This window comes from Nocardia sp. PE-7 (assembly GCF_030486425.1).
GTDB classification, from domain to species: Bacteria; Actinomycetota; Actinomycetes; order Mycobacteriales; family Mycobacteriaceae; genus Nocardia; species Nocardia salmonicida_A.
The window spans coordinates 26867-46790 of the sequence record NZ_CP129614.1; the positions used below are offsets into that span (position 1 = coordinate 26867).

Annotated in this window: 21 protein-coding genes; 15 read left to right on the plus strand and 6 right to left on the minus strand. The window is 67.1% G+C overall.

Annotated features, from left to right (window positions below):
* Positions 1-5: 5 nt before the first annotated feature.
* The 13 genes from QX204_RS00130 (at position 6) to QX204_RS00190 (ending at position 13207) form a co-directional block, all read left to right on the plus strand.
* Positions 6-1073: a DUF6779 domain-containing protein gene (locus QX204_RS00130; protein WP_301904587.1), complete on the plus strand. Its 1068-nt coding sequence runs from the start codon at positions 6-8 to the stop codon at positions 1071-1073.
* A gap of 151 nt (positions 1074-1224) precedes the next feature.
* A complete protein-coding gene (locus tag QX204_RS00135; RefSeq protein WP_301904588.1) occupies positions 1225-2175 on the plus strand; it encodes a Rossmann-like and DUF2520 domain-containing protein in 951 nt (316 codons plus the stop codon).
* On the plus strand, positions 2175-3131 hold the full coding sequence (gene panC / locus QX204_RS00140) for a pantoate--beta-alanine ligase (RefSeq protein WP_301904589.1): 957 nt from the start codon (positions 2175-2177) through the stop codon (positions 3129-3131). The genes QX204_RS00135 and panC overlap by 1 nt, the downstream gene beginning before the upstream one ends.
* Positions 3132-3143: 12 nt before the next feature.
* The gene (panD, locus tag QX204_RS00145; RefSeq protein WP_056819033.1) at positions 3144-3563 is read left to right on the plus strand and encodes an aspartate 1-decarboxylase; all 420 of its coding nucleotides are present in this window, start codon (positions 3144-3146) and stop codon (positions 3561-3563) included.
* 22 nt (positions 3564-3585) lie between these two features.
* The gene (locus QX204_RS00150) at positions 3586-4368 is read left to right on the plus strand and encodes a type III pantothenate kinase (RefSeq protein WP_301904590.1); all 783 of its coding nucleotides are present in this window, start codon (positions 3586-3588) and stop codon (positions 4366-4368) included.
* Positions 4369-4495: 127 nt separating this feature from the next.
* On the plus strand, positions 4496-5092 hold the full coding sequence (locus QX204_RS00155) for a cysteine dioxygenase (protein ID WP_301904591.1): 597 nt from the start codon (positions 4496-4498) through the stop codon (positions 5090-5092).
* Positions 5092-5523 carry a rhodanese-like domain-containing protein gene (locus QX204_RS00160; RefSeq protein WP_056819025.1) on the plus strand — a complete coding sequence of 144 codons (432 nt, stop codon included), beginning with the start codon at positions 5092-5094 and terminating at the stop codon, positions 5521-5523. Before QX204_RS00155 ends, QX204_RS00160 begins: the two co-directional genes overlap by 1 nt.
* 271 nt (positions 5524-5794) lie before the next feature.
* A complete protein-coding gene (gene lysS / locus QX204_RS00165; protein ID WP_056819379.1) occupies positions 5795-7261 on the plus strand; it encodes a lysine--tRNA ligase in 1467 nt (488 codons plus the stop codon).
* Between the two features lie 115 nt (positions 7262-7376).
* On the plus strand, positions 7377-7739 hold the full coding sequence (locus tag QX204_RS00170) for a histone-like nucleoid-structuring protein Lsr2 (RefSeq protein ID WP_056819023.1): 363 nt from the start codon (positions 7377-7379) through the stop codon (positions 7737-7739).
* A gap of 340 nt (positions 7740-8079) precedes the next feature.
* Entirely contained in the window at positions 8080-8643 is a 564-nt protein-coding gene (locus tag QX204_RS00175; protein ID WP_174551978.1) for an FHA domain-containing protein, read from the plus strand.
* Positions 8644-8767: 124 nt separating this feature from the next.
* The gene (locus tag QX204_RS00180; protein WP_301904592.1) at positions 8768-9358 is read left to right on the plus strand and encodes an anthrone oxygenase family protein; all 591 of its coding nucleotides are present in this window, start codon (positions 8768-8770) and stop codon (positions 9356-9358) included.
* Between the two features lie 77 nt (positions 9359-9435).
* Positions 9436-10365 (plus strand): esterase/lipase family protein, encoded by a 930-nt coding sequence (locus QX204_RS00185; RefSeq protein ID WP_301904593.1) that lies wholly within the window; start codon positions 9436-9438, stop codon positions 10363-10365.
* Between the two features lie 274 nt (positions 10366-10639).
* Positions 10640-13207, plus strand: coding sequence for an ATP-dependent Clp protease ATP-binding subunit (locus tag QX204_RS00190; RefSeq protein WP_301904594.1), 2568 nt, complete (start codon positions 10640-10642; stop codon positions 13205-13207).
* A 58-nt stretch (positions 13208-13265) separates the two neighbouring features.
* Here the strand turns inward: QX204_RS00190 and QX204_RS00195 are convergent, their stop codons facing one another.
* On the minus strand, positions 13266-14057 hold the full coding sequence (locus QX204_RS00195) for an LLM class flavin-dependent oxidoreductase (RefSeq protein WP_301904595.1): 792 nt from the start codon (positions 14055-14057) through the stop codon (positions 13266-13268).
* A gap of 12 nt (positions 14058-14069) precedes the next feature.
* Positions 14070-14339, minus strand: coding sequence for an SHOCT domain-containing protein (locus QX204_RS00200; RefSeq protein WP_301904596.1), 270 nt, complete (start codon positions 14337-14339; stop codon positions 14070-14072).
* A gap of 133 nt (positions 14340-14472) precedes the next feature.
* On the opposite strand from QX204_RS00200, the gene QX204_RS00205 reads away from it, so the two are divergent.
* Positions 14473-15321 carry a helix-turn-helix domain-containing protein gene (locus QX204_RS00205; protein WP_301904597.1) on the plus strand — a complete coding sequence of 283 codons (849 nt, stop codon included), beginning with the start codon at positions 14473-14475 and terminating at the stop codon, positions 15319-15321.
* Here the strand turns inward: QX204_RS00205 and QX204_RS00210 are convergent.
* Positions 15302-16492, minus strand: a complete 1191-nt coding sequence (locus QX204_RS00210; protein WP_301904598.1) for an MFS transporter — start codon at positions 16490-16492, stop codon at positions 15302-15304. The genes QX204_RS00205 and QX204_RS00210 overlap by 20 nt on opposite strands.
* Before the next feature lie 104 nt (positions 16493-16596).
* Positions 16597-17055 (minus strand): YfbM family protein, encoded by a 459-nt coding sequence (locus tag QX204_RS00215; protein WP_301904599.1) that lies wholly within the window; start codon positions 17053-17055, stop codon positions 16597-16599.
* 126 nt (positions 17056-17181) lie between these two features.
* On the opposite strand from QX204_RS00215, the gene QX204_RS00220 reads away from it, so the two are divergent.
* Positions 17182-17829, plus strand: coding sequence for a vWA domain-containing protein (locus QX204_RS00220; protein WP_301904600.1), 648 nt, complete (start codon positions 17182-17184; stop codon positions 17827-17829).
* Positions 17830-17834: 5 nt separating this feature from the next.
* Here the strand turns inward: QX204_RS00220 and QX204_RS00225 are convergent, their stop codons facing one another.
* The gene (locus QX204_RS00225) at positions 17835-18539 is read right to left on the minus strand and encodes a response regulator transcription factor (RefSeq protein WP_301904601.1); all 705 of its coding nucleotides are present in this window, start codon (positions 18537-18539) and stop codon (positions 17835-17837) included.
* The gene (locus QX204_RS00230) at positions 18536-19807 is read right to left on the minus strand and encodes a sensor histidine kinase (protein ID WP_301904602.1); all 1272 of its coding nucleotides are present in this window, start codon (positions 19805-19807) and stop codon (positions 18536-18538) included. The genes QX204_RS00225 and QX204_RS00230 overlap by 4 nt, the downstream gene beginning before the upstream one ends.
* Between the last annotated feature and the right edge of the window lie 117 nt (positions 19808-19924).

Below are 19924 nucleotides of genomic sequence, written 5' to 3' on the forward strand. Positions count from 1 at the left end.
CCCTCATGGTTTCACCCTCCCGCAGCACGGCGCCCCGACGACGGCGGGACGACGCGGGAAAATTCTTCGTCGGTTTCCTCATCCTGCTCGGTCTGACGGCCAGTGTTTTCCTGATCTTCAGCGAAAACGTCCAGTACGTCAGGATCGGCCTGGTAGCAGCCCTGTGGGCGGCGGTGATCGGCGCGCTCGCGGCCACCCGCTATCGCAAGGACGCGGCAGTCGACCAGGCGAAGGTGCGCGATCTGCAGACGGTGTACGAATTGCAGCTCGAGCGCGAGATCAACGCGCGCCGTGAGTACGAGATGGGTGTCGAGGCGAGGGTGCGTGCCGAAGTCGGCGCCGACTCCTCCGAAATCGCCGCGCTGCGCGCCGAGCTGACCCTGCTGCGCCAGAATCTGCAGGTTCTCTTCGACGGCGCGCTGCCCGACGAGCAACCTGCGCTGCAGGCCGACGCGGTGCGGATCGACGCGTTGCCCGCCGGTGGCTTCAATGCCTTCGACGAGCCCGACCACGATTTCGACGTTAGCCCCGAGGATGCCACCGCCGCCTGGTTCGGCCCGTGGCAGCAACCGCCCAGCGCACTGAAACCCGTCTTCATACAACCGGTTTCGGCCAATTTCGCCGACCCGTACGACGACCCGGTCACCGCGGAAACCTCCGCCGTCCAACTGGACGAGTACGCCGAGACCCAGCAGCAGGCGGCCCCCCTGCCGCAGCCCGCCGCGCCGACCACGCCATCGGGGAAGACGCCCCCGCCCCGGCTGTCCTCGCCGAACACCCGCAAGGTGTCCGATACGGTCCTCCCGGCCGAGCCCGCCACGAACGGCAACCCGTCGACCCCGGCTCCCGCCGAGCCCGTCGCCGAGCCTGCCCCGGCTCCGGTCGCCACGGCCGAACCTGCCCCGGCGGCCACGCCCGACCAGGAATCGGCCCAGCCCCCGGCCGCCCGCCCCGACAAGGCCCCCGCGGTCGGCACCAGCTCCCGTCGACGCCGCCGCGCGGAAACCGAAGGCACCGCCCGACTATCGGTGGCCGACATCATGGCCAACCTGGAATCGGAATCCACCCGCTGACGCACCACGCCGCCTAGATCCGGCCGGAAGGCGCGGGGAGGCGTAGATCACGGCGGGGGGTGATGGCGCCTCGCCCACGTACCCCTCTATCCTCGACTCGTAACGTCTGGTACCCGCACCGCGGGACTGGAACGCAATCGAGAGGACAACGTTGACCTCGAGAAGTGTCAACCCTGATGGCGCGACCACGAGTGTTGACCCGGCGCCCGCACGACTGACGGTAGGAATCGTCTCGGCGGGACGGGTGGGTTCCGCACTCGGCGTAGCGCTCGAGCGAGCCGGCCATGTGGTCTTCGGCGTCGCCGCGATCTCCGACGCCTCGGTGCATCGCGCCCGTACCCGGCTGCCGGAGGCCCAGGTGCTGCCGATCGAACAGATCGCCCAGCGCAGCGAACTGCTCCTGCTCGCCGTTCCCGATGCCGAACTGGCCGGGCTGGTGCGCGGGCTCGCCGGTGCGAACGTCGTGCGCCCCGGCACCATCGTCGTGCACACCTCCGGCGCGAACGGCGTCGCGATTCTCGAGCCGCTGACGCAACAGGGCGCGCTCGGCCTCGCGATCCACCCCGCGATGACCTTCACCGGCCACGACGAGGACATCGCCCGCCTCGCCAACGCCTGCTTCGGCGTCACCGCCGCCGACGAGGTCGGTTACGCCATCGCGCAGGCGCTGGTGATCGAGATGGGTGGCGAGCCGGTTCGCGTCGAGGAGAACCAGCGTTCGCTCTATCACGCAGCTCTCGCGCACGGCAGCAATCACCTGGTCACGGTCATCGTCGACGCCGTCGCGGCGCTGCGCGAGTCCCTGTCCGGCCCCGGCCTGCTCGGCCAGCCGCTGGTCGACGATCAGCCCGGCGGCCTCCCCGAACGGTTGCTCGCCCCCCTCGCCTCGGCCGCGCTCGACAACGCGCTGCGCCGCGGCCAGGCCGCACTGACCGGCCCGGTCGCCCGCGGTGATGTCGACGCCGTCGCCGCCCACCTCGCCGCGCTCGAACAGGTCGACGACCGCCTGGCCGAGGCCTACCGGGCCAACTCGCTGCGCACCGCCGAACTCGCAAGAACCGATCCGGCACTGCTGGAGCTCCTCGCCAAGGAAGGCCACTGATGGAACCCCGAGAAGTGCACCACCACCAGGGTGGCCCGCGCGCCACCGGCGCCTTCAAGGCAGGCGTCCTGACCGTGCACCACAACCCTGAAGTGCTCGATACCGTCGCCAAGGCGCTGCGCGGCGCCGGGCGCACGGTCGGTTTCGTGCCGACCATGGGTGCGCTGCACGAGGGTCACCTGGCGCTCATCCGCCAGGCCAAGCTCGCCAACCAGGTCGTGATCGTCTCGATCTTCGTCAACCCGCTGCAGTTCGGCGCGAACGAAGACCTCGACGCCTACCCGCGCACCCTCGACGCCGACCTCGAACTGCTCCGCACCGAGGGCGTCGACCTGGTCTTCGCGCCGACCGTCTCCGATATGTACCCGGACGGCATGCGCACCACCGTCCAGCCCGGCCCGCTCGGCGCCGAGCTCGAAGGCGCCAGCAGGCCCACGCATTTCGCGGGCATGCTCACCGTTGTCGCGAAGCTGCTCAACATCACCCACGCCTCCGAGGCGTATTTCGGTGAGAAGGACTACCAGCAGCTCACGCTGATCCGGCAGATGGTGCGCGACCTGAACATGGACGCCAAGATCGTCGCCTACCCGACGGTCCGTGAGCCCGACGGCCTCGCCCTCTCCTCGCGCAACCGTTTCCTCGACGCCACCCAACGTGAATCGGCGCTGGCGCTGTCGGCCGCACTCGCCGCGGGCCGTCACGCCGCCGGGCTCGGCGCGGACGCGGTCGTGCAGACCGCCCGCTCGGTGCTCGACGCGGTCGACGGCCTCGATGTCGACTACCTCGAACTGCGCGATGCCAACCTCGGCCCGGCCCCCACCGCGGGCAATGCTCGTCTGCTGGTCGCGGCCAGAGTCGGCGACACCCGCCTGATCGACAACGCTGCTGTAGTACTGGGCGCCCAAATCGATGGACACCCCGACGCGAACTCCCTGCCTGCCTCGCAGGCGCACTGAAAGGCGACGACGATGTTGCGCACCATGATGAAGTCGAAGATCCACCGTGCCACCGTGACCCATGCCGACCTGCACTACGTCGGCTCGGTGACCGTCGACCAGGACCTGCTCGACGCCGCCGATCTGCTCGAGGGTGAGCAGGTCTGCATCGTCGACATCGACAACGGCGCCCGCCTCGAGACCTATGTGATCGCCGGCGAGCGCGGTTCGGGCGTGATCGGCATCAACGGTGCCGCCGCCCACCTCGTGCACCCCGGTGACCTGGTCATCCTCATCGCCTACGGGCAGATGGACGAGGCCGAGGTCCGCGACTACGACCCGAAGGTGGTCTTCGTCGACGACCACAACCGTCCGGTGGAGCTGGGCAGCGACCCCGCGCACGCACCGGAGGGCTCCGGCCTCACCTCACCGCGTTCGCTGTCGTTCGTCTGAGCCGGGCGGGGGACCCAGGACCATGCTGCTGACGATCGATGTCCGCAACACCGGTATCGAACTCGGTCTGTTCTCCGGCAGTGGTGAACACGCGAGCCTGGTGCGGCACTGGCGGATTCACACGAATCCGTTGATCACCGCGGACGAGTTCGCGATGCAGGTGCGTGGTCTGGTCGGCGAGGATCTCGACCGGATCGTCGGCGTCTCCGCGCTGTCGACCGTGCCGCCGGTGTTGCGTGAACTGCGCGCGATGCTCGCGCGCTATTGGTCGCATGTGCCGCACGTGCTGGTGGAACCCGGTGTGCGAACAGGCATTCCACTGCTGGTCGACAATCCGAAGGAGGTGGGCGCCGACCGCATCGTCAACTGCCTCGCCGCCTTCCGTAGCTTCGGCGGGCCCGCGATCGTCGTCGATTTCGGCACCGCGATCTGCGTCGATCTGGTGTCGGCCAAGGGTGAATTCCTCGGCGGGGTGATCGCGCCCGGTGTGGAGATCTCCGCCGAGGCGCTGGTGGAACGCAGTGCGATGCGCCGCGTGGAGCTGGCGCGGCCGCGTTCGGTGGTGGGCAAGAACAGCATGGAGTGCATTCAGTCCGGCGCGATTTTCGGTTTCGCCGGTCTGGTCGACGGTCTGGTCGACCGCATCCGCGACGAATTCGACGCGTTCGCGGGCACCGATGTCACCGTGGTCGCCACGGGTGCGGGCGCACCGCTGATCGTGCCGGAGTCCGAGACCATCGACCAGCACGTCCCGCACCTCACGCTGACGGGATTGCGCCATGTCTACGAGCGCAACAAAAAGTAGTGTCTGCTAAACTGCGTTCGTGATCTTCCGTGTGAGCACCCAGGAGTGTTGTCGAGGCTAATCTGCCTCGACCGTTCGAGGCTGACGTTTTCCCTCGACCGATTTCTCACCTTCTGGAGATGCGCTCATGCGTTCCTCTGTTCTTTCCCTTTCGTCCGCACGCGACGAATACTCCGCGACGCCGCCGCTCGACCGGGCGATCGCCTCGGCCTTGCCGACCCGGTTGCGTCCCGCCGACCTGCTGCGACTCACCGACGAAGGTGCCGAAGACGTTCTCTCCGGCCGCTACGACCACCTGCTGCCCGCCGATGGCATCTGGCCGACCGAAGAGCGCTGGGCGACCCGTCTTTCCCACGACGACGAGGTCGATGTCTGGCTGATCAGCTGGACGCCGGGAAAATTCACCGATCTGCACGACCATGCCGGCTCGCTCGGCGCGCTGACCGTGCTGAGCGGCGCCCTCCTGGAATATCGCTGGAATGGGTCGGAGTTACGCAGGCGCACGCTGGCCGCGGGTGATCAGGCATCGTTCCCGATCGGTTGGGTGCACGACGTCGTGCGCGCGCCCGCCGCCGCGGAATCCGTCGGTCCGCTGGATCCCACCTTGAGCGTGCACGCGTATTCCCCGCCGTTGTCGGCGATGTCGTATTACGAAGTGACCGGCCATGGAACATTGCGCCGAACCAAAACCGTCCTCACCGACCAGCCCGAAGGTGATCTGTGATGAGCCGTTTGACGATTGATCAGATGCTCGAGAATGCTCGCGAACGACTACACCGGGTCTATGTGTACGACGTAGCCGCCGCGCTGGAGCGTGGCGCGATTCTGGTCGACATCCGCCCCGCCGCGCAGCGCGTGCGCGAAGGCTCGCTGCCCGGCGCCCTGGTGATCGAGCGCAATGTTCTGGAATGGCGACTGGATCCGACCTCGTCGGCACGGTTGTCCCTCGCCGTTGATCATGATGTGGAATGGATTATCTTCTGCTCGGAGGGCTACACGTCGAGTTTGGCCGCGGCCGCTCTGCAGGAGTTGGGCTTGCACCGGGCCAGCGACGTGATCGGCGGCTATCAGGCGCTGAAGTCGGCGGGGTTGTTGACGGTCGGCGTCGGCGTCCCGCATTTCGCCCGTGAGGTGGACTCCCTGGCCTCGCTGTAAGCGCAGCCGTGAATTGTGAAGTGCCTCACTGATTTCGCCTTCACCGGGGTAACTCCCCAGCCGCCTTCGAGTCCTTCGGCGCATAACGTGAGGCCGAGCGTGCACGGCTGTGCCCGCGGGCGGTCCGCTGAATACGCGCGGGGGCGGGGGAACGGGGGAGCGGTAAATCAATTTCCGGCGACCGCTAATGTTGTCGGATGTGAGCACTCCTAACCCCGCCGCACCCGGCCGCGCCGCCACTTCCGCCGTGGACATCGATGTTCCCGAGCAGATGCGGATTCGTCGGGACAAGCGTGAACGGCTGCTCACCGAGGGCGGTGAGGCCTATCCGGTGGTGGTGCCGCGCACCCACACGCTGGCCGAAATCCGCGCCGCCTACCCGGATCTGGAAGCCGACACCCAGACCGGTCTGCAGGCCGGTATCGCGGGCCGCGTCATTTTCGTTCGTAATACCGGCAAGCTGTGCTTCGCCACGCTGCAGGAGGGCGACGGCACCAAGCTGCAGGCGATGATCAGCCTCAACGGTGTCGGAGCCGACGCGCTGGCGGCCTGGAAGGCCGATGTCGACCTCGGTGACTTCGTGTTCGTGCACGGCGAGGTCATCTCCTCGCGCACCGGGGAATTGAGCGTGATGGCCGATTCCTGGTCGATGGCGGCCAAGTCGCTTCGTCCGCTGCCGGTGGCGCACAAGGAGATGAACGAGGAGTCGCGCGTTCGTCAGCGCTATGTCGACCTGATCGTGCGTCCCGAGGCCAGGGAAATGGCCCGTACCCGCGTGAATGTGGTCCGTGCGCTGCGCAACGCGCTCGAACGCCGCGGCTTCCTCGAGGTCGAGACCCCGATGCTGCAGACCATCCACGGCGGCGCCGCCGCGCGCCCCTTCGTGACCCATTCCAACGCGTTGGACATGGATCTTTTCTTGCGTATCGCGCCAGAGCTGTTCCTCAAGCGGTGCGTGGTCGGCGGCCTGGAGAAGGTCTTCGAGATCAACCGGAACTTCCGCAACGAAGGCGCCGACTCCACCCATTCACCCGAGTTCGCGATGCTGGAAACCTACGAGGCATACGGCACCTATGACGACTCGGCGACGATGACCCGGGAATTGATCCAGGAAGTCGCGCGAGAGGCATTCGGCACCCTCCTTGTGACGCTTGCCGACGGCACTGAATATGATCTCGGTGGCGAGTGGACGACCGTCGAGATGTATCCCTCGCTGTCGGAGTCGATCGGTGTCGAGGTCACTCCGGAAACCACTGTCGAGGAATTGCTCGCACTCGCGGATCGGGTAGGTCTGGAAATTCCTTCCGACAAGGGCTACGGTCACGGGAAACTGGTCGAAGAACTTTGGGAACACGCGTATGGCGACAAGCTCTACGCGCCGACTTTCGTTCGCGACTTCCCGGTCGAGACTTCACCGCTCACCCGTCAGCATCGCAGCAAGTCCGGTGTCACCGAGAAGTGGGACCTCTATGTTCGGGGCTTCGAGTTGGCAACGGGCTATTCGGAACTGGTGGACCCGGTGATCCAGCGTGAACGCTTCGTCGACCAGGCCAGGTTGGCCGCGGCAGGCGATGACGAGGCCATGGTGCTCGATGAAGACTTCCTCGCCGCGATGGAACACGGCATGCCGCCGACCACCGGAACGGGTATGGGAATCGATCGCTTGTTGATGGCACTCACGGGTTCGGGAATCCGGGAAACGATCCTGTTCCCGATTGTCCGACCCACTAGTCGCTGACCAGTGAATTCTCGGGGTGAAGACCCCGTGTTGGAAATTTCGCATTTCGGGGTATTCTTGCCTCGGGTATTCGGCCTGGAGGCAGGCTTGACGATTTCGAGAGGACGTTCATCTCATGGCAAAGAAGGTCACCGTTAGCCTGATCGACGATGTCGACGGTGAGTCCATCGCGGACGAGACCATCGAGTTCGCTATCGATGGGGTGTCGTACGAGATCGATCTGTCGGACGCAAATGCGGCGCGCCTGCGCGAAGGCCTGGACGAGTGGGTCGCCAACGCCCGCCGTGTGAGTGGCCGTCGCCGGGTGAAGGCTGCCGGTGCACCCGCGCCGCAGGGCAAGAGTCGCGTTTCCATGGACCGTGAACAGAGCGCCGCAATTCGCGAATGGGCTCGGCGTAAGGGCCACAAGGTCTCTGCCCGTGGTCGTATCTCGGCGGAAATCACCGACGCGTACAACAAAGAGGTCGGCAAGAACTGAGTTATTTGCGGCGCGGGCGCCGCGTGGTTCGCGGCCCCGCCGGTCCCGCTGTTGAGGTGCCGTTGCTTGCTCCTTCGTCGCGTACGCAACGACACCTCAACAGCGGGACGGCCGCGAACGGCAGGCTGCGCCTGCCTGCCCCTCCTCGGAGTCGGGGCGCGCGGGGCCGGGTTTGTGGTGACGGCCGATGTTCGGTCGGGTTTTCGGGTCCGGGTTGTGTGGGGTCGGGGTGGTAGGGAAGTAGACTGTTGGCCGTGCACAAGGTGTTTCGAGTATCCGGCGGTGTCGCGCAGTGAGTTCCTTCCTGCGGTATACCGACGACACCGGTAAGCAGCATGAACTGGCCTTGGAGGCCGGGCAGCAGCGTGTGACCATCGGGCGCAATGTGCAGGCCGACCTCGTGCTCGCGTGGGACGTCGAGGTGTCCCGTCTGCACGCGGCCGTCGAACATCTCGGTGCGCATTGGACCATCATCGACGACGGACTTTCGCGTAACGGCACCTTCGTCAACGGTGAGCGGCTGGTCGGTCGGCGCCGACTGAGTCCTGGCGACCGTATTCGGGTCGGGACCACGCTCGTGCATTTCTTCGATTTCGGCGGTGTGGTGGACGACGCCACGCATACCGCGTCCGGGTCCATCCCCACGATGCGTTCACTGACCGAGACCCAGCGCGCGGTGCTGGTCGCGCTGTGCCGTCCGTACAAACACGGCACCGGCTTCGCGACGCCCGCGTCGAATCAGCAGATCGCCGAGGAATTGTTCCTCTCCATCGACGCGATCAAAACTCACCTGCGCGCCTTGTTCGCGAAGTTCGGGGTGGAAAATCTCCCGCAGAACCAGAAGCGCACCCGATTGGCCGCGCTGGCCATGCAGAGCGGACTGATCTCCGACCACGATTTGTGACCGCGACGCTCGCGTAGGTCGGTGAGCGCCTGAACTATGTCGCGGACGCGCGCTGGGCGGTTGACTTACTCGTATCACCGGAGCACGGGATCGAAGCTCCGGACCACGAGTCAGGAGACATCGCATGTTCGCAGTTCGGATGGCCACCATGGTGCTGGCCTTGCTCAGCACCGGACTCATCGCCGGGGTGTTCTACGCGTACGCGATCTCGGTGATGCCCGCGCTGGCTCGCACCGAGGACCGCACACTGATCGACGTCATGCAGAAGATCAATGTCGTGATCATCAACCCCTGGTTCATGTTCGGCTTCATGGGCACGGTCGGGTTCACCGCGCTCGCGGCCGCTCTGCACCTCGGTAAGGAGCAGCGCTCGACGCTGATCTGGATCGGAATCGCGTTGGCGCTCAACGTGATCGCGTTCGCCGTCACGGCGGGCCTGAACGTGCCGCTCAACGACGCGCTCGCCGCGGCGGGTGATCCCGCTTCGATCGCCGACACCGCCGCCGTGCGTGCGGATTTCGAGGCGACCTGGGTTCGCTGGAACATCGTGCGCGCGGTCGTGCACACCGCCGCGTTCCTGGTGCTGTGCGGTGCGCTGTTCGCCGCGGGCGTGCAGCAGGGCAAGTCGAGTTCGGCCGCTGAGGTGACTGCCGGACAGTCCTTCTCGCAGGGGCAGAATTTCGCCCAGGTCGGTTCGCAGCAACAGCGTCGATGATTTCCGGCCGGTAGCGCCACGCGATCACTAGAACGTGTTCCATGATGAATGGAACACGTTCTAGTGAGGAGTCGTTCATGCGACGTAGTTCGCTCTCGGTGCTGGCCGCGGTTCTGTTCGCCTGTCTGCCCGCCACCGCATCGGCCCAGCCACTCCCGGTCGACTACAACTTCTTCGCCGGCATCCCCCCGGAGCTCACCAACCCGGGCGGCTCACTGCCCGGTTCGAACGACCCGAGCTGCGTCCCCTCGGCCCAGCATCCGAATCCGGTGGTCCTGCTGCACGGCACCGGCGGCGGAGCGCAGACGAACTGGGGCGTATACGCCCCGCTGCTGGCCAACGAGGGCTATTGCGTCTTCTCCCTCACCTACGGCGCCTACTCCCTGCCATGGCCCGTCTCGGCGATCGGCGGCATGCGTCCCATCGAGCAGAGCGCCGCCGAGGTCGCGGCCTTCGTCGACGGTGTGCTGGCCCGCACCGGCGCCGAGCGGGTCGACCTGATCGCCCATTCGCAGGGCAATCTGGTCGGCAACTACTACGTCAAGCGGCTCGGCGGCGGGGACAAGGTCGGCAAGCTCGTCGGGATCGCGCCGCCCTGGCTCGGCACCAACGCGTTCGGGGCGGGCGATATCGCCCACTTCAGCCGGGCGCTCGGCGCGGGACCCGCCTTCGACGCGGTCAGCTCGTCGCTGTGTCAGGCCTGCGGACAGATGTTCGCCGGCTCGCCCTTCATGGCCGCACTGAACGCCGACGGCGTGTACGACCCCAGGGTCACGTACACCAATGTCGTCTCCGCCATCGACGAACTGGTCGTCCCGCACACATCGGGCCTGGTCCCCGGCCCGAACACCACCTCGGTCGTCGTGCAGGACGGTTGCGCGCAGGACTACTCCGAACACCTGGCCATCGCGGGCAGCCCCCGCGCGGCCGGGCACGTCCTCAACGCCCTCGATCCGGCCAGAGAGGCCCCCGTGCCGTGCGAATTCGTCCCACCCTTCACCGGATAACACCCCGGCGACGATTTCGCTGTAGGCAAAACTGAACAGGAAACGAATGCCGCGACGTGCGCGTTGTCTGTAGGTGACCATGTTGTCGCCGGTCTTCAATAGGGTGGACCGGCGGCGGCGGAATCCCCTGCCAACTAGAGTGGATGGCGGGGGCCGCAACCCCCGGGCTTCATGGCAGGCTGACGGCGAGAGTTGTCGGTCCGACGCCCTAGGTTGTATCGAGCATACTGCGGCGTCTGTTGCCAGAATGTCGGAGCAGGAGAGTGAGGGAGCGATGTTCGAGAGGTTCACCGACCGCGCGAGGCGTGTCGTTGTCCTGGCCCAAGAAGAGGCCCGGATGCTCAACCACAACTACATCGGCACCGAGCACATCCTGCTTGGGTTGATCCACGAGGGCGAGGGCGTGGCGGCGAAGTCGCTGGAGTCCCTTGGCATCTCGCTGGAGGGTGTGCGTAGCCAGGTCGAGGAGATCATCGGGCAGGGCCAGCAGGCGCCGTCCGGTCACATCCCCTTCACCCCGCGTGCCAAAAAGGTGCTGGAGCTGAGCCTGCGCGAGGCGCTGCAGCTCGGCCACAACTACATCGGTACCGAGCACATCCTGCTCGGCCTCATCCGCGAGGGCGAGGGCGTCGCGGCCCAGGTGCTGGTCAAGCTGGGTGCCGACCTCAACCGTGTCCGTCAGCAGGTCATCCAGCTGCTGTCCGGGTACCAGGGCAAGGAGCCCGTCGAGGGCGCCGGTCCGCGCGGCGAGGCGGGCACGCCGTCCACGTCGCTGGTGCTCGACCAGTTCGGCCGCAACCTCACTCAGGCCGCGCTCGAAGGCAAGCTCGACCCGGTCATCGGCCGCTCGAAGGAAATCGAGCGCGTCATGCAGGTGCTGAGCCGCCGCACCAAGAACAACCCGGTGCTGATCGGCGAGCCCGGTGTCGGTAAGACCGCTGTGGTCGAGGGCCTGGCACAGGCCATCGTCAACGGCGAGGTCCCCGAGACCCTCAAGGACAAGCAGCTCTACACCCTCGACCTGGGCTCCCTGGTCGCGGGCAGCCGCTACCGCGGTGACTTCGAAGAGCGCCTCAAGAAGGTGCTCAAGGAGATCAACACCCGCGGCGACATCATCCTGTTCATCGACGAGCTGCACACGCTCGTCGGCGCGGGTGCTGCCGAAGGCGCCATCGACGCGGCCTCGATCCTGAAGCCGAAGCTGGCCCGTGGCGAGCTGCAGACCATCGGCGCCACCACTCTCGACGAGTACCGCAAGTACATCGAGAAGGACGCCGCGCTGGAACGCCGTTTCCAGCCGGTCCAGGTGGGCGAGCCGACCGTCGAGCACACCATCAACATCCTCAAGGGTCTGCGCGACCGCTACGAGGCGCACCACCGGGTCTCCATCACCGATGGCGCTCTCGTCGCCGCCGCCACCCTGGCCGACCGCTACATCAACGACCGGTTCCTGCCGGACAAGGCGATCGACCTGATCGACGAAGCGGGCGCGCGCATGCGCATCCGCCGGATGACCGCTCCGCCGGACCTGCGCGACTTCGACGACAAGATCGCCGATGCCCGTCGGGAGAAGGAAAGCGCTATCGACGCGCAGGACTTCGAGAAGGCCGCGCGTCTGCGCGACAAGGAGAAGCAGCTCGTCGCCAAGCGTGCCGAGCGGGAAAAGCAGTGGCGTTCCGGTGATCTGGACGTCGTGGCCGAGGTCGACGACGAGCAGATCGCGGAGGTGCTGGCCAACTGGACCGGCATCCCCGTCTTCAAGCTCACCGAGGAGGAGACCACCCGTCTGCTCCGCATGGAAGACGAGCTGCACAAGCGGATCATCGGCCAGGAGGATGCCGTCAAGGCCGTCTCCAAGGCGATCCGCCGCACTCGCGCCGGTCTGAAGGACCCCAAGCGGCCGTCGGGCTCGTTCATCTTCGCCGGCCCCTCGGGTGTCGGTAAGACCGAGCTCGCCAAGTCGCTGGCGAACTTCCTGTTCGGCGACGACGACGCGCTCATCCAGATCGACATGGGCGAGTTCCACGACCGCTTCACCGCTTCTCGTCTGTTCGGTGCCCCTCCCGGGTACGTGGGCTACGAGGAGGGCGGCCAGCTCACCGAAAAGGTGCGCCGCAAGCCGTTCTCGGTGGTGCTGTTCGACGAGATCGAGAAGGCACACCAGGAGATCTACAACACCCTCCTGCAGGTGCTCGAGGACGGCCGTCTCACCGACGGTCAGGGTCGTACGGTCGACTTCAAGAACACCGTGCTGATCTTCACCTCGAACCTGGGCACCTCCGACATCTCGAAGGCTGTGGGCCTGGGCTTCACCCAGTCCAGTGTCGAGGGCTCGAACTACGAGCGGATGAAGCTCAAGGTCAACGACGAGCTGAAGAAGCACTTCCGGCCCGAGTTCCTCAACCGCATCGACGACGTGATCGTCTTCCACCAGCTCACGAGCGAACAGATCGTGCAGATGGTGGACCTGATGATCGCCCGCGTCGGCAAGCAGCTGAAGAACAAGGACATGGCCATGGAGCTGACCGATCAGGCCAAGAGCCTGCTCGCGAAGCGTGGTTTCGACCCGGTCCTCGGCGCTCGTCCGCTGCGTCGCACGATTCAGCGCGAGATCGAAGACCAGCTGTCGGAGAAGATCCTCTTCGGCGAGATCGGCGCGGGCCAGACCATCCTGGTCGACGTCGAAGGCTGGAACGGCGAGGGTCTCGGCGAGGACGCCAAGTTCACCTTCACCGGCAAGACGAAGCTGACCAAGGCTTCCGCAGGCGACGACAAGCCAGAGGTTGTCCTCACCGGCGCCGCCGAGGGCACCGCGCCCGAGGCCGCCGCCTCCGGCGAGTAATCAGCTGAACCGAAAAGCCCGCCCCCTGGATCAGGGGGCGGGCTTTTCGCTTCTCCGATTATCGACGCGCGTGCTCGAGCACCGGGGCGAAGGCGGTGGCCAGCTCGCCGGGGACGATCAGTTCGTCGATTCCGTAACGCTCGCTGCGGGATTCGAGGATTTCCCCAGCCGCCTGTGGATCGCTGGGGAGAAGTCCGGCGGCACCCGCGGCACGGAGTTTTTCGGCGGTGTGGCCGAGTCGTGTGCTCAGCCAGGTGGGCAGCTGCTCGCCGATACCGACGAGTTGGAGGGTGAAACGGACGTCGCGGTCGGTGTGGGCGGTGACGGTGCCGACCATCCGGGCGAGGTCGTCTTCTGTCGCGTCCGGTGCGGCCGCCAGCAGGATCCGATCGGCGTACTCGGCCGCGGTGGTGAGCATTCTCGGGCCGCTCGCCGCGATCACCACGGGCGGGGTCGGGTCGACCTGGGTGCGCACTGCGGTGATTGTGTCGATCAGCTGGTTCCGTCGTTGACCTGCCGAACCCCATGGCATGGCGAGCCTTTCGGCTTCCACCCGAGCGTCCGGCCTTCCGGTGCCGATTCCCAGTTCGAACCGTCCGTCCGAAAGTAGTTGCAGCGCGGCTGTGTCCCGAACGGTGGCGGTCGATGACCGGAACGGCGCGGCCAGCACATTCGGTCGCAACCGCATGTTGTCCGTCACCGCGGCGGCCGCGGCCAGGGCGATGAGTGGCGACGGCGTGTACAGCGTGTCCGGCAGCATCAGCGTGTCGTAGCCCTGCGTTCGAGCTCCGGTGACCGCACGCGTCCACTCCGGTCCGGACCGCGGCATGAGCACGATTCCGAATCGCATCCCGATACCTCCCTACTTCTTCTCGCGCCCGCGCGGTTCGCTCAGTACCGCGAGCCTGCCGCGGTACTCGTCCTCGGTGATCTCGCCGCGAGCGAACCCTTCCCGCAGTGCGGACACCGCGCCGCCGCGGCCCACGCACCGTCGGCGGGCGAAGAAGACCACCGCGATCACGGTGATCCAGAACAGCAGGGGAAAGATCCAGAAGAACGGCCAGGGATGCCACCCTCCGTCGTAGTGGTCGGCCAGCAGAGTCAGCGTCGTCGCGCTGTCGAAAATGTTCATGGCTCAACCCTGCTCGCGCGAACGCGCGACGACATCGGCCGCGAGACCCGATCCGGCGTACGTTCCCACGCGTACGACCCGCCGCCGACCGGTACCGTTGAGCCATCGCCAGTTCCATCACGAGGGGGGCACAGTGACACAGGCCGTTGGTGCGCGAAGCCTCGATGACGTGCTGGCCGGAGTGCAGTGGCGATTCGCGGGGCGCGACGAGTTCACGCTGACGGCAGGTCAGTGGGAGTTCATGGCCGAGCCGAGCGCGCTCGTCGTGCTGGATGGGTTGGTCCGCGTCGAAGGACTCAGTACGACAGAGGATCTGGCGAGCGGCGACTTCCTGTTCGTGCCCGGCACGGTCCGGTTCGCGATCAACGCGCTGTCGGCGGCCCGCGTGCTTCGGGTGCGCCTCGACCCCGTGGGAACCGGCAGCGCCATGACCGCGCTGCCGCAACGGCTGCTGCTGACCGGATTCGCCGACCACACACCGGTGGCCGCGACCATGTTTCGCCACCTGGTGCAACAGTGCCCCGACCCGTTCGGTGTCCAGGGTGACCGAGCGGCCACGTTGATCAGCTCGATGGCGATCGAGTCCTGGCATGCCCGGGGCTGCGCGCCGCAACGGTGGCTACTGAAGGTGAATGAGCCCGGGATCGCGGAGGCGGTGGCCGCGATGCACGCCGATCCGGGGCAGGAGTGGACCGTCGAGGGGCTGGCGAAGATCGCGCTGGCCTCGCGGTCCGGGTTCGCCGCCCGGTTCCAGGCGGCGACCGGCCTCACGCCGGGCCGGTATCTGACGCAACTGCGGATCGAGCGGGCACAGCTGTTGCTGACCGATCACGATGTGCCGGTCGGCACCGTGGCTCGCCGCCTCGGTTATCGATCGGAGACGGCATTCGGGCGGGCGTTCCGGCGGCAGACGGGCCGCACACCGTCGGATTGGCGGCGTGCGACCCGAGTTTCGACGGATGTCAGTGCGCCACCCGGGTGAGTGAGCGGCGAATCAGCACTCCGCCGAGCACCGCGGCGACGGCACCGAGCGTGTAGGTAGCGGCCAGGCCGACGCTGTCCACACCGCGGCCGCCGATCGCGGAGCCGAGGATGATCGCCAACTGGAAACCGCCGACCACCAGCCCGCTGCCTGCTTCCATCCGACCGGGCAGCACGCGCGACACCCACACCTGCACGAGATTGAGGATGCCGCCGAACGCGGCGCCCCAGACGACAACGGCTAGGTATGCGAGCGGGGCGAACGCCGCGGAGGCGATGATCGCGACCAGTGACAGGCCGATGGCCGTCGGCACCGCCGGCAGCAGCGCGCCGAGGTGGCGATCGGCGAGCGCGCCGATGACGAAGTTGCCGAGCAGACCACCGATGCCGAACAAGGCGAGCAGGACCGGGATCACCGTCGGACCCGCGCCCAGCAGTTCGGCCAGTGCCGGGCGGATGTAGGTGTATCCGGCGAAGTGCCCGCCGATGACGGCAACCACGCTGACCAGGCCGAGCAGCACGCCCGGAGCCCGTAGGGCGCTACCGAGTGCGGTGAACCCGACGCCCTTGCTCGGCGCGATCGGCGGCAACATCAGCCGCACCGCGACCGCGGTGGCGGCGGTCAGCGCGGCCGCGACCAGGAAGGTCGTCCGCCAGCCTGCGTAGGTGCTCAGCAGCACGCCGAGCGGTACTCCGGCCACCGTCGCGACGGTGGTTCCCGCGTTCACGATCATCATCGCTTTGCCGAGCCGCTCGGCGGGCACGAGCTTGGCGGCGATCACCAGCGCCATCGACCAGTAGCCGCCGACAGCCAGCCCGAGGAGCAGACGCGCGATCAGCAGCAGCACGATGTTCGGCGCGAGCGCCACCACCACGTTCGATACCGCCGCGCCGAGGGTCAACCCGATCAGCAGGGTGCGCCGATCCATGCGGGGAAACAGCGCGCCCAACCCGAGTGCGGCCAGCAGTGCGGTCAGGGCCGTCGCGCTCACCGAGAGTCCGACGACACCCTCTGGCACATCCAGATCGGTTGCCAGCACGGTGAGTACACCGGGAGGCAGGAATTCGGCGGTCACCAGTGTGAAGCTGCCGAGGAACATGGTCAGCAGGGCGGGCCAGACCCGGCGATCGGTGTTCTCCACCGTAGCGTCGGCCGTCGGAGTCGTTGTCATGCCAGGTGCAACAGCGCCATGGGCCGCCGTCCTCGCCCGAAACGCCACCGCATCCGACTCAAACGCCGCGTTCGCGCGGCGTCGACTACGCGCTGAACTCGCGGCTATTCGAACCGGGAGACCACGGGCGAGTTCTTCGCGCTGGCGAACGTCAGGAACTCCACCAGCCCTTCGTAGTGTTCCCGCAGGTATTCGTGGCCGAAGTCGGTGTCCCAGATATCCGGGTACACGTCGTTGTCATCCATGTCGTCCGGGGCGAAATGTTCGGCGAGGGCGGTGAACGGTATGGCGGCCAGCGTGTGGGCCGCGGCGGACACCTCGTCGGCTGTCCAGATGCGCGGCTCGCTGTCGCCTGCCCACGGGTCGAGGTCGCGGAGCAGGTCGACCTCGACTTTCGCGGCTGCCAGCAGGTAGCGCAGTCCGTCCCAGGACTTGTCGATGTCGCCGACTGGTTCGCCGGTGTGGTCGATGGCTTCGATCAGGTCGAACGCGGCCTCGGCATCGGCGGTGATGCGGGCGGCGTCGGCCTCGGAGATGCGGTGGAATGCGAGCACTGGTCCCATGGTCGGAAAGGTAGAAATCCAGGCTTGGCGATACCTTGGCGACTTCTTTTCGCCGGTCGGAGCGCGGTATTTCGCGGCGTACGGTGGGAATTGCTCGTCCAAACCGACACGGGGGTGTTCGCACACATGACTGATTCCGACCGCACACTGATCGCCGTTCTGCTCGACCGCTCCGGGTCCATGCAGACCATCAAGGCCGACACCGAAGGTGGGTTGGCCGCCTATTTCGAACAGCAGCGCTCGGTGCCGAAGAAGATCGAGGTCACGCTCGCTCAGTTCGACACCACCTACGACGTGGTCTACGCGAATGTGCCGCTGGATCGGGTACCGGCGCCGAGCTTGCACCCGCGCGGTGGGACCGCCCTCTACGACGCACTCGGCAAGCTCGTCACCAGCGTGGGCGCCGAACTGGCCGACCGCCCCGAACACGACCGTCCCGGCACCGTGATCATCGTCGTCCTCACCGACGGCCACGAGAACTCCAGCCGCGAATGGACCCACGCCGCCGTGAAGTCGCTCATCGCCCAGCAGCAAGACGTCTACAACTGGACCTTCGTCTTCCTCGGCGCCAACATGGACGCCGTCGAAGTAGGCTCCAACCTCGGCTTCGACCCCGGCTCGGCCATCACCTACGCCCCGGTCGCCGGCGGCGTCCGTGGCGCCTTCGACGCCCTCTCCGCCTACTCCGCCCGAGCCCAAGCCGCCCCGGCGGGCGCCGCCCGCCGCGCCAGCTTCTCCGCCTCCGAACGCCGACAAGCCGACCAGGGCAAGTGAGTCGCCTACTGCCAACCCGGGCGGACCAGGCCTGATTCGTAGGCGAGGACTACGAGTTGGGTGCGGTCTCTGGCGGCCAGTTTGGTGAGGATTCGGCTGACGTGGGTGCGGGCGGTGGCGGGGGACATGAAGAGGCGGGCGCCGATTTCGGCGTTGGTGAGGCCCTCGGCTACCAGGATCAGCACTTCGCGTTCGCGGTCGGTGAGTTCGGCGAAGGCGGCGGGGGGTGGTTGTTTGGCGTGGGTGGAGAACTCGGCGAGCAGGCGGCGGGTGACGCCGGGGGACAGGAGGGCGTCGCCCGCCGCCACGACGCGGACGGCGCGCAGCAGGTCGGCGGGTTCGGTGTGTTTGACCAGAAAGCCCGCGGCGCCCGCTCGGATCGCTTCGAAGACGTATTCGTCGAGTTCGAAGGTGGTGAGGACGACGACGCGCACCGGCGCAAGTTGTGAGTCGTCGGCGATCATGCGGGTGGCGGCCAGGCCGTCGAGGATCGGCATGCGGATGTCCATCAGCACCACATCGGGGACAAGGGCGCGGGTCATCCGGACCGCCTGCTCACCGTTTTCGGCCTCACCGATGACTTCGATGTCGTCCTGCGCGTCCAGCAGGGCGACGAATCCACCACGTACCAGCGCCTGATCATCGGCGACGAGGAGGCGGATCTTCGCCTTACCGGCACCGCTCGGCGGCAGTTCGGCAGGGTCGCTCACGCGCCGGCCGCCCTGCCGGACGACTCCGCCGAGGTGCTCGAAGCCACTGGGCGAGCGGGCAATCGAGCCGCGACCCGGAATCCGCCCGACGGTCGCGGACCCGCGGTGAGCGCCCCGCCGAGCGCATGTGCCCGCTCCCGCATCCCGATGATCCCGTTGCCGCCGATCCCGGTTCGAACAGCGGTCTCGGTCGGCCGGGTGTTGTCGACGGTGATGTCCACCGATTCCGGTGTGTAGCGCAGGGTGATCAGTGCCGTCGCGCCGGGCGCGTGACGCACCACGTTGGTCAGCGATTCCTGAATGATCCTGGCCGCCGCCACGTCGATCACGCTCGGCAGCTTCTTGGGGGTACCGATGATCTTGGTGTCGACGTCGAGGCCGGTCGCGCGGGTGCGCTCGAGCAGGGTGTCGAGGTCGTCGAGGGACGGTGCGGGAGCGCGCGGTGCGGGGCGGGGCGGAACGGGCACGTCGTCGGGTACGCCGACATGATCGGGGTACTCCGGCACCACCGCGGTTCCGCTGCGGATCGCGTGCAGCAGCGTATGCACCTCGGTGAGCGCTTCTTTCGATGTCGTCTTGATGGTCGCCAACGCCGCGGCCGCCTGCTGCGGCTTGCGGTCGAACAACTCCAGCGCCACCGACGACTGCACATTGATCAACGAAAGGCTGTGCGCGAGAACATCGTGCAGCTCTCGGGCGATCGCCAACCGCTCCTCGGATGCCGCCCTGGCCTGCTGGGCCTGTTCGTCGCGCTGGGCGGCCTCGGCCCGCTGCTCGCGCGCGAGCACCACCGCGCGCCGCTGTCGCATCCCCTCCGCGATCGCGACCAGCACGCCCATCCATGCCAGCAGTCCGAATATCTGCCACGCGTCGGAGTGCCGCCCGAGCAGTGCGGCTAACGGCCACACCATCGTCAGGTAGCCGATCGCGACCACCGGGTATGTGCGCCAACGGGATCCGGTGACGGCCGCCGACAGGAAGGCGATCACCAGCGAGAGGAAAATCGGCCCGTACCCGTAGTCGCGCAGCACATAGGTCACCGCGGCGATCAACGTCACCAGCAGCACCGGTTCGGGCAGCACCCGCCGGAAACCGAGCGCGACCGGCCCCGCGAGCAGCAGTAGGTACGCGAACGCGTCCAGCGACCGCACTCCGGTTTGATGCGAATTCGCACCGGAACTACCGGCCAACTGGATCACCGCGACCACCACTGCCAGGCCCCAGTCCTGAACGACCGAGCCACGCTCCCACTTCGCAGACGCTCCCACGTGCTCAACCCTATTGTGTGCGCCCACCCACCGCGTCGGCCTGCGCACGTATTTCCTGTGCGAGGCCGCGTAGTCCGCGCGGCGTAGCGCCGAGCACGCCGCGGGACGGATGCCCCG